Genomic DNA, 11,974 nt, shown 5'->3' on the forward strand with positions numbered 1-11,974 from the left:
CAAGCAGGGGATAATGCACTAATGGGCGCCTATATTGTCAGGCGGCTGCTGTTGATGATCCCGACGATCATCGGGATCATGGGAATCACCTTTCTCGTGATCCAGTTCGCCCCGGGCGGGCCGGTCGAACAGGTGATCGCGGAACTGACCGGCCAGGGCAATTCTGCACTGGACCGCATTTCCGGAAGCGGCGATTTCCAGGCGCAGCCGGCTGCGGGCGGCGAGGATTTCTCGTCCAAATATCGCGGCGCCCAGGGCCTCGACCCGGAATTCATCGCCAAGCTCGAAAAGCAGTTCGGTTTCGACAAGCCGCCGCTCGAACGGTTCCTGACGATGATGTGGAACTATATCCGCTTCGATTTCGGGGAAAGCTATTTCCGTGACGTCACGGTGATCGACCTGATCATCGAAAAAATGCCGGTCTCGATCTCACTGGGCGTCTGGATCCTCCTGATATCCTATATCATTTCCATTCCGCTCGGCGTGCGCAAGGCGGTCACCGACGGCTCGCGCTTCGACATCTGGACCTCGGGCGTCATCATCGTCGCCTATGCGGTGCCCGGCTTCCTTTTCGGCATTCTTCTGATCATTCTCTTCGCCGGCGGCTCGTTCTTCGACTGGTTCCCGCTGCGCGGCCTGGTATCGGACAATTTCTCCGAACTCTCCTGGTGGGAAAAGATCATCGACTATTTCTGGCACCTGACGCTGCCGCTGATCTCGCTGTCGCTGGCGGCTTTCGCCACGACGACACTGCTGACCAAGAACTCGTTCATCGACGAGATCCGCAAGCAATATGTGACGACGGCACGCGCCAAGGGCCTGACCGAGCGGCAGGTGCTTTACGGTCATGTGTTCCGCAACGCCATGCTGATCATTATCGCCGGTTTTCCGGCGGCATTCATCACCGCCTTCTTCACCGGTTCGCTGCTGATCGAGACCATCTTCTCGCTCGACGGGCTCGGCCGCCTCGGCTACCAGTCGGTGCTCAGCCGCGACTATCCGGTGGTCTTCGGCACGCTGTTCATCTTCTCGCTGATGGGCCTTGTCGTCAGTCTCGTCTCCGACCTCATCTACACATGGGTCGATCCGCGTATCGACTTCGAGCGGCGGGACGTGTGATATGGAACAGCGTGTCAAACAGACCGTCGAAGCGCCCAGCGGGCGTCCATCCGGGTTCTTCTCGCCCACGGCCAAGCGGCGGTGGCGCAACTTCAAGGCCAACCGCCGCGGCTACTGGTCGTTCTGGATCTTCCTCGTCATTTTCGTGCTCAGCCTCGGCGCGGAACTGATCGCCAATGACAAGCCGATCCTCGCCTCCTACAAGGGCGAGCTGCTGGTGCCGGTCCTGGTCGATTATCCGGAGGAGAAATTCGGCGGTTTCCTGGCGCGCACCGACTACCGCGATCCGTTCATCCGCGACGAGATCGAGGCCAATGGCTGGATGCTGTGGCCGCCGGTCCGCTACTCCTACCGGACCGCCAATTCCTACATCCCGAGCTCGGCGCCGACGCGCCCGTTCTGGCTGATGAGCAAGGAAGAGCGCTGCTCGGCCTATCCGCTGGGGGTCGAGGACCCGGACTGCATCATCGGCAATATGAACTGGCTGGGCACGGACGATCAGGCCCGCGATGTGATGGCGCGGATGATCTACGGCTTCCGCATTTCCGTCCTGTTCGGGCTGGCGCTGACCAGCCTTTCGGCGATCATCGGTGTTTCGGCCGGCGCGGTGCAGGGCTATTTCGGCGGCTGGACCGATCTTCTGCTGCAGCGCTTCATCGAGATCTGGTCATCGATGCCGGTGCTCTACATTCTGCTGATCATGGCAGCGATCCTGCCGCCGGGCTTCTGGATCCTGCTCGGAATCATGCTGCTGTTTTCCTGGGTGGCCTTTGTCGGCGTGGTCCGGGCCGAGTTCCTGCGGGCCCGCAATTTCGAATATGTCAACGCGGCGCGGGCGCTCGGCGTCGGAAACACCACGATCATCTTCCGGCATCTTTTGCCCAATGCCATGGTGGCGACGCTGACCTTCCTGCCCTTTATTCTCTCCGGATCGATCACCACGCTGACCTCGCTTGACTTTCTCGGCTTCGGAATGCCGCCCGGCTCGCCGTCGCTCGGCGAACTGATCGCCCAGGGCAAGAACAACCTGCAGGCGCCCTGGCTGGGTCTGACCGCCTTCTTCGTCATCTCCATCATGCTGTCGCTGCTGATCTTTATCGGCGAGGCGACGCGCGATGCCTTCGATCCGAGAAAGACTTTCCAATGAGCGCGCCGCTGGTTTCCATACGCGATCTCTCGGTTGCCTTCCGCCAGGGCGAGGACGAAACATTGGCCGTCGACCGGGTGTCCTTCGACATCGACCGCGGCGAGACGGTGGCCCTGGTCGGCGAATCCGGCTCCGGCAAATCCGTGACGGCGCTATCGGTGCTGAAACTCTTGCCCTACCCGGCGGCCAGCCATCCATCCGGTTCGGTGCTGTTCAAGGGCGAGGACCTGCTTGCGGCCGATGACGCCAAGCTGCGCGACGTGCGCGGCAACGACGTGACGATGATCTTCCAGGAACCGATGACCTCGCTCAACCCGCTGCACACGATCGAGCGGCAGATCGGCGAGATTCTCGGGCTGCACCAGGGGCTTTACGACGCTGCGGCGCGCGAACGCACGCTGGAGCTGTTGAACCAGGTCGGTATCCGTGAAGCGGAAAAACGCCTCGGGTCCTATCCGCACCAATTGTCCGGCGGGCAGCGCCAGCGCGTCATGATCGCCATGGCGCTTGCCAACCGTCCGGAACTGCTGATCGCCGACGAGCCGACCACGGCGCTCGACGTGACTGTGCAGGCGCAGATCCTCGAGCTGCTCAACACGCTCAAGGCCGACCACAAGATGTCGATGCTGTTCATCACCCACGATCTCGGCATCGTGCGGAAGATCTCCGACCGGGTGTGCGTGATGACGCAGGGAAAGATCGTCGAGGCCGGCCCGACGCGGGAGATTTTCGAGAACCCGCAGCACGACTATACCAAGCACCTCTTGGCGGCCGAGCCGAGGGGCGAGCCGCCGAAATCCGACGACAGCGCGCCGATCGTCATCGAGGGCAAACAGGTCAAGGTCTGGTTCCCGGTCAAGAAGGGCTTCCTCAGACGCACCGCCGACCATATCAAGGCGGTGGACGGCATCGACCTGACATTGCGGGCCGGCCAGACGCTCGGCATTGTCGGCGAATCCGGCTCCGGCAAGACGACGCTGGGCCTGGCACTGACCCGCCTGATCTCATCGCAGGGACAGATCGCCTTCGTCGGCAAGAATATCGACAGTTACTCCTTCTCAGCCATGAAGCCGCTGCGCAGCCAGATGCAGGTGGTCTTCCAGGACCCGTACGGCTCGCTGTCGCCGCGCATGTCGATCGCCGAGATCGTCTCGGAGGGCCTGCGCATCCACGAGCCGGGGCTCAGCCGCGAGGAGCGCGACCACCGCGTCGCGTCGGCGCTGGAGGAGGTGGGCCTCGATCCTTCGACACGCTGGCGCTATCCGCACGAATTCTCCGGCGGACAACGCCAGCGCATCGCCATTGCCCGCGCCATGGTGCTCAACCCGCGCTTCGTCATGCTGGACGAGCCGACCTCGGCGCTCGACATGAGCGTGCAGGCGCAGGTGGTGGACCTTCTGCGCAAGCTGCAGCGCGACCACAACCTCGCCTATCTGTTCATCAGTCATGACCTGAAGGTTGTCAGGGCACTGGCCAACAATGTCATCGTCATGCGTTTCGGCAAGGTGGTCGAGCAGGGACCGGCCCACCAGATCTTCGACGATCCGCAGACCGACTATACGAAGGCGCTGATGGCTGCAGCGTTCGACCTGGTGGCGACGACATCCGGCATTGTCAGCGACTAGTGTCCTCGGCCTGTACCCGCACGACTTCCGGGATTCCACATATTGACAAAATTCGTCAATATGTCCATATTATTGCGCATCGTGTTCGCACGCGACATCTCAGAAAGCGGGACGAATGGCATTCGATTTGAGCGACATTCCGAATCAGACCGGTCGTATAGCGATCGTAACGGGCGCCAATGCCGGCCTTGGCAAGGAAACCGCGATCGGGCTCGCCCTTACCGGAATGAAAGTCGTGATGGCCTGCCGAAACCGCGAACGTGCCGAGGCGGCGCGGACGGATATTCTGAAATCAGCGCCGGGCGGCGATGTCGAAATCATGACAGTCGACCTTTCGAGCCTCGCATCGGTAAGGCAGTTCGCCGATGCATTTGTCCAGACCCATGGTCGCCTCGACCTGCTGATCAACAATGCCGGGGTCATGATACCGCCGCATGCAGTCAGCGAGGACGGTTTCGAAATCCAGATGGCGGCCAATTATTTCGGGCATTTCGTCCTGACGGCACGGCTGATCGACCTGATGCCGGACACACCGCAAAGCCGCGTGGTTTCGCTCGCCAGCATTGCCCACAAGAACGCTGCGATCGATTTCGAGGGCTTGCGGTCGGGGCAGGGTCAGCGGGGCGGGCGCGCCTATGGCCAGAGCAAGCTGGCCTGCCTGATGTTCGCGCTGGAACTCGACCGCCGACTGCGTAAGGCGGGCAGGCAAATACTCTCCGTCGCCGCCCATCCGGGCGTTTCCGGTACCGAACTGGTACGGCATATGAACCCGGTCCTTTACACCCTTTTGCGCATCACTCTGATGCCGTTCTTCACCCACGCGCCGGCCCAGGGCGCGCAGCCGACCCTCGTCGCAGCCCTGGATCCGGATGTTGAGGGCGGACAGTATTTCGGTCCACAGGGCGTTATGGAGATGCGCGGTCCAACCGGGCTCGCCCGCATGCGGCCCCAGGCCCGGGACGCAGACGCCGCCAAACGGCTTTGGGAACTGTCCGAACAGCTCACGGGCGAACGGTTTGCGGTTGTAATTGACGGCCTCGAACCACAAATTCAGGACTGACCGGCCTCGCGGCGTCGCGGGCCTCATGCGGCGGATATGAAACTGGGTTGAATCCATGTCCAAGGAGCAGTCTCGCAAACTCGCAGCGATCATGGCGGCAGACATTGTCGGCTATTCGCGGCTGATGGCCGAAAACGAGGCGGACACGCTGGCTCGGCTCAGGACCTTTCGCCGGGATCTGCTGGAGCCCTCGGTCACCGAACATGCCGGTTCGATCATCAAGAATATGGGTGACGGATGGCTGGCCGAATTCGATTCCATCGTGGGTGCGGTGAATTGCGCCACCGCCATCCAGCAGCGCCTCAGCCAGGACGGAAGCCTGGAGATCCGCATCGGCATCCATGTCGGCGACATCATTCATGAAAACGAGGACATTTTCGGCGACGGCGTCAATATCGCTGCGCGCCTGCAACAGATCGCCGCGCCCGGCGCCGTCATCGTGTCCGGCGATGTCTTCAAGCTCGTCGATCGCAAGACCGGAACGGATTTCGAGGATCTCGGCATCCAGCGGCTGAAGAACATCACCGTGGACACCGCCGTTTACGGATGGGCACCGGAAACGATCAAGGGGCAATCCCTGCTTTCGGCTCCGACGGAGGAGAAGGCCGCCAACACCGTACCCGTCGTGCTGATCGAGGAGTTGCACATCTCGGGCTCCGAAGACGAGGCCGCGGAGCTTGCCGAGGAAATCCGCTACGAATTGCTGCTGCTCATGTCGCGCCGCACCGGCATCAAGGTGGTCTCGGAACGCAACGAGAAGACCGAACCCAAATATGTCATCGGCGGCCGCTGCCGCGTTTCCGGCACGAAAGTGCGGCTCGACATGACGCTGTCGAGCGGCAGGGGCGGCGAAACAATCCGCACGGAGCGCTTCCAAAGCGACACAGATGATCGCGACGACTTCATCGAGCAGGTCGCGCGACGCATTTCTGTCATGGTGCGCAGCTTCACGACCTCACGGGACGGCGAAGAGTATGCCGAGCGGCCCGATTCGGATTTGTCAGTCCAGGAGCTGCTTTCCAAGGCCGCCTTTCTCAATGCCCGCTGGACACGCGAGGGTGCCGAGGGCGCCCAGGCTTCGCTCGAAACGGCGCTCTCCAAATCACCCGACAATCCGATGGCCCTGGCGATGCTCGCCATGTCTTTGATAAGCCCGCTCTTTGCCGGATATGGCCGCCGGCAGGAGGTCGATACGGCGCGGATCATGGACCTTTCCAACCGGGCCGTCAGTCTCGGATCGCAGTCGGATGTGGTCTTTATGGCAAGGGCCTTCAACCGGCTGTGGCTGCACAGCGACTATGACGGCGCGCGCTCGGATATCGACCGCGCTCTGCAGATCAATCCCGGCTATCAGGAACTGCAGGCCGCCCTTGGGCTGGTGGAGATCTTCGAGGGAGATGCGCAAAAGGGCGCCAAATACCTGATCGACAATCTCGACATGATGTCTGAAAGCATGGTGTTTCCTGTCCTGCTGTTTTCGATCGGTCTTGCCTATCTGATAACGGGTGAAAGCGAAAAATCGCTTCAATACGCCCGCGAGAGTTATGAGCGCGCGCCCCTGATCAGCAATTGCGGCATGATCTACGCAGCCGCCGCAGCGGAAAAGCCGGAGATCACAAACGCAAGCGACTTCAAGGAGATGATCAGCCGGCTCGGTCTCGATCTGTCGGTCGTCGACAATTACCCCTTCGCCAGAGAGGCGGACCGTGTATTGCTGCACTCGCGGCTGGAGGCGGCAGGCGTGCCTGCGTGAGCGCCAGAGACAACCACACCATCAAATGCTTCAATCCAAGCCGGACACGCTCTAGACTTGGCGGATGGTTCGCCGCTACACGGAAAACGCTTTTCATATCCGGCCGCTGAGATATCTGCTGTGTATCGCCGCGCTTTTCTTGCTTTCGGCCTGCGGCGACGACAGGCCGGCGACGGAAGCGGACGGCTATCCGCCAATGCCCGTTCTGGATGCGGCGGAGCGCGCAGCCTCGGATCAGAGATGGTCTGGCGTGCAGGATGTCGTTGAAAAGCGCTGTGTCGTTTGTCACGGCTGCTACGACGCGCCTTGCCAACTCAAACTCTCCTCTCCCGACGGCCTGCTGCGCGGCGCCAGCAAGGAGCGTGTCTACGATCCGTCGCGCTTGAAGGATGCACCGCTGACCCGCCTCGGCATCGATGCCACCACTGAGGCCGGTTGGCGAAAGCTCGGCTTTTATCCCGTGGTGAAAAATCCGGATACACCGGACGCCTATCCGTCCATCGTGTCCGGCCTGCTGACGCTCGGCCGGGCCAATCCGCCACCCGCCGACAAACCTCTTCCGGACGAGATCGACCTCGATATTCACCGCAAGCTGAGCTGTCCGGCTCCCGATGAGCTGGAAAACTACATGGCAGACCATCCACATGGCGGCATGCCGTATGGCACCGCACCGCTGAGCGATGCCGAATTCAGCCTGCTTTCCGAATGGGCGGCGTCCGGCGCACCGCTGCCGATGAGGCACAATGCACTGCCGGAGCAGGTGAGCCGGAACATTGCCGCAGTCGAGGCCTTTCTCAATGGCGACGACATGCGGCAAAGGCTGGCGGCGCGCTACATTTTCGAGCACCTTTTCCTTGCCCATCTGCATATCGAGAGCGACACGCCGGACCGGTTTTTCCGGGTGATCCGTTCGCGGACGCCGCCCGGCGAAGCGGCGGACGAAATCGCGACAAGACGACCCTTCGACGATCCGGGCGAAGCGCCGTTCTATTACCGCATCGTTCCTATTGACGGGACGATCCTGCACAAGGAGCACATGGTCTATGAGATCGGACCGGAACGGATCGCCCGCTATCGTGCCCTGTTCCTGTCCGGCGACAAGGACGTCGAAACGCTGCCGCCCTACTCCGCGGCCGCCGGCGGCAACCCCTTTTCGACCTTCGCCGCACTGCCGGCGGACGGGCGCTACCGGTTCCTGCTCGACGATGCGCTGTTTTTCGTGCGCAGCTTCATCCGCGGTCCGGTCTGCTATGGCCAGGTGGCGGTCGACGTGATCGAGGACCGGTTCTGGGTTTCCTTCCTGGATCCGGCGTCCGATCTTTCGGTGACCGATCCCTCCTATCTGCGCGAGGCGGCACCGCTGCTGGAACTGCCCGTCGCCAATACAGGCGGAGATCTCAAATCCCGGCTTTCGGGCTTCCTTTCCAGGGGGCCGGTGAAATATCTGCAGTTCAGGGACCTGCGCTACCGCTCGGCGCCGTCCTATGCGGACGGACCGGCCTATACCGATATCTGGGACGGCGGCGGCGGCAATTTGGATGCGCGCCTGACCGTTTACAGGAATTTCGACAACGCCTCCGTGGTCACCGGCTTTGTCGGTGCCGTGCCGGAGACCGCATGGGTGATCGACTATCCGCTGTTCGAGCGGATCTATTACGACCTCGTGGCCGGTTTCGACGTGTTCGGCAATATCGAACATCAGCTGACCACCCGGCTTTACATGGACAATCTGCGGCGTGAGGGCGAGACAATCTTCCTGTCCTTCCTGCCGCCGGATGTGCGTGAACCGCTGCACGAACGCTGGTATCGCGGCCCGCTCGCCGAGCTGGTGGACCGCTGGAAGGAACAGCCCGTCGACACCAGCGCGCCGACGGCAATCGAATTTGCGACGGACGATCCGAAAGCCGAGTTCCTGGAGACGCTGCTCACCATCGGACCGCGCCTCTGGCCGGTCTTCGATCCCATCAACCGATGCTCCGGCGCCGACTGTGCGAAGCCGGACACGCCGCAGGGCCGGTTGCGGGCCATAGCCAGCCGAAAGGGACCATGGGTCAAATATATGCCCGACATCGCGCTGCTTCTGGTCGAAACCCCTGCCTCGCCCCTGGTCTTCACGCTGGCGCACGACAAGGCGCACAGCAATGTGGCCTTCCTGTTCCGCGAGGAAAACCGACGCGAGCCGGAGAACGATCGACTGACCATCGTGCCGGGCCAGTTCGCGAGCTATCCGAATTTCCATTTCAGGGTCGGCGAAGACACGTTGCCTGCATTTGTGGCCGAACTTCAAACGGTTACCAGTCAGGCCGGTTACATGCGGCTTGTCGAAAAATACGGCGTGCGCCGTTCCAGCCCCGGTTTCTGGACAAGCGTGGACAGGGTGCAAGCGGCGATGAACGCCCAGAACGCTCTGCAGGCCGGGCTTCTGGACCTCAACCGCTACAAGGACCCCAGGTCCGGCGATCCCGTGCGATGATTCAGCCGTTACGGCCGGCGCGTCTGCGTCGGCGGGCCATACAGCCTTGCTATGCGGTCTATGGCCTGCGACAGAGGCTCGCGCACGACCTGCATGGCGTGACCGCTGGCGTGAAGCACGCACCGTTCATCCTCGACGATCGCCACATGCCCTTTCCAGAAAACGAGATCGCCGCGCTGCAACCGCGCATAGCCGGGACCGGCCTCGATCGACTCACCGAGACCGGAGGCCTGCATGTCGGTGTCGCGCGGGACCGGCCTTCCGCACATCGCCAGAGAGAGTTGCACCAGCCCGGAGCAATCGAGCCCGAAACCGGACCGGCCGCCCCATAGATAGGGCGTGTTCAGGAAGCCCGCGGCGACCGCGACATAATCGGAAGCCCGGTAGGTCAACGGCTCCACATGCGCGGCGATCACGGCGCCGCCGCCATCAAGCAGGCGATAATCCGTGCCCCGTGTCGTCTGGCTGCCGCCCAGCGCCAGCCGGTTGCCCATGGAACAGACCATGCGGACGGGGCTGCGAAGGTCGGCAGTCTCATAGATGAAGGTCCGGGGCACGGCCACCACATGGTTCGGCTCAGCGCCCGGCACAGCAAGGCCATCGGAATTCACATAGCCGACATAGCGATCGGTTTCCAGCTGGACCCAGGACAGCCCGTCCTTTTCCTCGAACACCGTTACGGTCTCGCCCATCAGCGCCTGCGTGCCGATGCTGGAACCGGCGCTCGGATGATCGCGCATATCCAGGACGGGTTCGGCCACCACCCGTTTTTCGCCGGCTACGAATTTGCCGGCATTGACCTGGCCCTCCAGCGCAATATCCGCAAGGTCGTCGCGATAAGCATTGAGCCGCCGGTCGGGAGCCGCGCTCAAAGCTCCAGCTCCCGTCCCTCGTCGATGATGATGTCGCCCAGCCGTTCGAGATAGAGCGCGCCCTCGACCGTGCGCTGTATGATCACGTTGCGCTTGTCCTTCTCGTCGCGCGTGCGCCGCACGAGACCCAATGAGCCCATGGAATCGAGCGCGCGCGTGATCACCGGCTTCGTCACGCCCAGCGTTGCCGCAAGCCCGCGCACCGTATGCGGCGGCGGCACGAGATAGATATGGAGCAAGATGCACAGCTGACGCAATGTCAGGTCATGGGCATCGGACTGCACCAGCCTGAGCGTGGCGCTGTGCCACAGATGCAGTGCCTGCGATGGGCTGAGTGCCACACTCATTTCCGCAATCCGTACCCCGAAACCGGTAATTGTTTCGCTACCGTATCATTTGCGGTTATCCGGGTCAAAACATGCGCCGGTCAACGGACGCATCAGGCCGGATAGCGTTGGCACAGCAGCTGGAACAGCGCGCGGATGGCCTGCGCCTCGCCGCCCACCGGCGCATGCGGTTTCTGCTTCGGATTCCAGGCGTAAATGTCGAAATGCGCCCATTCTTCAGCATTTTCAACGAAGCGGGCGAGGAACAGGGCGGCTATGATCGATCCCGCCATACCGCCGGCCGGTGCGTTGTTCAGATCGGCGATCGGCGAGGACAGGTTGCGATCGTAGGCACCGAACAGAGGCATGCGCCAGACCGGGTCTTGAACCTGCTCCGCGGCACTGTCCAGTGCCGCCGCCAGGGTGTCGCTGTGGCAGTAATAGGGAGGCAGATCCGGCCCCAGCGCCACCCGCGCCGCGCCGGTCAGCGTTGCCATGTCGATCATCAGCTGCGGCGCCTCCTCGTCGGCGAGCGACAGGGCGTCGGCCAGCACCAGCCTTCCTTCCGCGTCAGTGTTGCCGATCTCGACCGTCAGTCCCTTGCGGCTCGTCAGAACGTCGCCGGGGCGGAAGGCGTTGCCCGCAATGGCGTTCTCGACCGCCGGAATCAGAACTCGAAGGCGCACGGGAAGACCGGCATCCATGATCATCGAAGCCAGTCCGATCACATTTGCCGCCCCGCCCATGTCCTTTTTCATGAGAAGCATCGCGGAAGCCGGCTTGATATCGAGGCCGCCGGTGTCGAAGCACACGCCCTTGCCGACGAGGGTGACCTTCGGCGCGTCCTCCGGGCCCCAGGAAAGATCGAGCAGACGCGGCGCCGAGCGGCTCGCGCGCCCCACCGCATGTATCATGGGAAAATTCTCTTCAAGCAGCGCGTCCCCGGCGATACTGGTGACTTCAGCCGAATGATCCGATGCCAGCGCCCGCAGGCTCTGCTCAAGTTCATCGGGGCCCATATCGTTGACCGGCGTATTGACGAGGTCCCGTGCAAGGTTACAACCACGCAGGATCCGCTCAAGTACGGGGCGTTCCGCGCCGGGCGGGCAGACGAGCTTTGCGCCCGCCCCGTCTTGCTTCCTGTAGCGATCGAAGCGGTAACCGCCGAGGCCGAAGCCCAGGGCCATCAACGCGTCCTTGCCTGCGGTGTTCTCAAAATGCCAGGTGCCGGCGGGCAGCTTCCGGGCCAATGCGCCGGTCATGAAAGGCCTGTCGTCTATCCCCTCGCCGATACCGAACAACGCGCCCGCCAAAGCACCGTCCGGCCCCGGAAACAGTTGAAACTCGCCCTGCGAAGCGGCGAACCCGGTCTGACCGATCCAGGCCTGCAAGGCCGGATCCAGACTTTGTTGCGCGATGTCATCCTTGCCGATCAGAAACACCGGAAGGCTGGCTTCGCCTGCATCGACAAAACAGTTGGTCGTCATGGGTCACCTCGGCTGGTTTCGTTAACCATCCATTAGGGTTAACAGAATATTTATTGAACGGTGGGCAGATCATCAGAAGCTAGTGCATTCCGCGGCAAAGTGGAATCGGCAC

9 protein-coding genes are annotated in these 11,974 nt (G+C 62.3%); 6 read left to right on the forward strand and 3 right to left on the reverse strand.

What is annotated here, in order from left to right; translation table 11 throughout:
- The first annotated feature begins 21 nt into the window (after positions 1–21).
- The 6 genes from OOZ53_RS21380 to OOZ53_RS21405 all read left to right on the forward strand — a co-directional run bounded on the left by OOZ53_RS21380 (position 22) and on the right by OOZ53_RS21405 (position 9,177).
- On the forward strand, positions 22–1,119 hold the full coding sequence (locus tag OOZ53_RS21380; RefSeq protein ID WP_271091772.1) for a microcin C ABC transporter permease YejB: 1,098 nt from the start codon (positions 22–24) through the stop codon (positions 1,117–1,119).
- Position 1,120: 1 nt separating this feature from the next.
- The gene (locus OOZ53_RS21385; RefSeq protein WP_271091773.1) at positions 1,121–2,266 is read left to right on the forward strand and encodes an ABC transporter permease; all 1,146 of its coding nucleotides are present in this window, start codon (positions 1,121–1,123) and stop codon (positions 2,264–2,266) included.
- The gene (locus OOZ53_RS21390; protein ID WP_271091774.1) at positions 2,263–3,891 is read left to right on the forward strand and encodes an ABC transporter ATP-binding protein; all 1,629 of its coding nucleotides are present in this window, start codon (positions 2,263–2,265) and stop codon (positions 3,889–3,891) included. Before OOZ53_RS21385 ends, OOZ53_RS21390 begins: the two co-directional genes overlap by 4 nt.
- Before the next feature lie 115 nt (positions 3,892–4,006).
- Complete coding sequence (locus OOZ53_RS21395; protein ID WP_271091775.1) at positions 4,007–4,951, forward strand: oxidoreductase; 945 nt, start codon at positions 4,007–4,009, stop codon at positions 4,949–4,951.
- A gap of 55 nt (positions 4,952–5,006) precedes the next feature.
- Positions 5,007–6,704: an adenylate/guanylate cyclase domain-containing protein gene (locus OOZ53_RS21400; RefSeq protein WP_271091776.1), complete on the forward strand. Its 1,698-nt coding sequence runs from the start codon at positions 5,007–5,009 to the stop codon at positions 6,702–6,704.
- A gap of 64 nt (positions 6,705–6,768) precedes the next feature.
- The gene (locus OOZ53_RS21405; protein ID WP_271091777.1) at positions 6,769–9,177 is read left to right on the forward strand and encodes a fatty acid cis/trans isomerase; all 2,409 of its coding nucleotides are present in this window, start codon (positions 6,769–6,771) and stop codon (positions 9,175–9,177) included.
- Positions 9,178–9,185: 8 nt separating this feature from the next.
- Here OOZ53_RS21405 and OOZ53_RS21410 read toward each other — a convergent pair whose 3' ends face one another.
- The 3 genes from OOZ53_RS21410 to OOZ53_RS21420 form a co-directional block, all read right to left on the reverse strand.
- Positions 9,186–10,049, reverse strand: coding sequence for a C40 family peptidase (locus tag OOZ53_RS21410; protein ID WP_271091778.1), 864 nt, complete (start codon positions 10,047–10,049; stop codon positions 9,186–9,188).
- Positions 10,046–10,396 carry a MarR family winged helix-turn-helix transcriptional regulator gene (locus OOZ53_RS21415; RefSeq protein WP_271091779.1) on the reverse strand — a complete coding sequence of 117 codons (351 nt, stop codon included), beginning with the start codon at positions 10,394–10,396 and terminating at the stop codon, positions 10,046–10,048. The genes OOZ53_RS21410 and OOZ53_RS21415 overlap by 4 nt, the downstream gene beginning before the upstream one ends.
- Positions 10,397–10,488: 92 nt before the next feature.
- Positions 10,489–11,862 carry a leucyl aminopeptidase family protein gene (locus tag OOZ53_RS21420; RefSeq protein WP_271091780.1) on the reverse strand — a complete coding sequence of 458 codons (1,374 nt, stop codon included), beginning with the start codon at positions 11,860–11,862 and terminating at the stop codon, positions 10,489–10,491.
- Between the last annotated feature and the right edge of the window lie 112 nt (positions 11,863–11,974).

It is taken from the genome of Allohoeflea poritis (assembly GCF_027889715.1).
GTDB lineage: Bacteria > Pseudomonadota > Alphaproteobacteria > Rhizobiales > Rhizobiaceae > Hoeflea_A > Hoeflea_A poritis.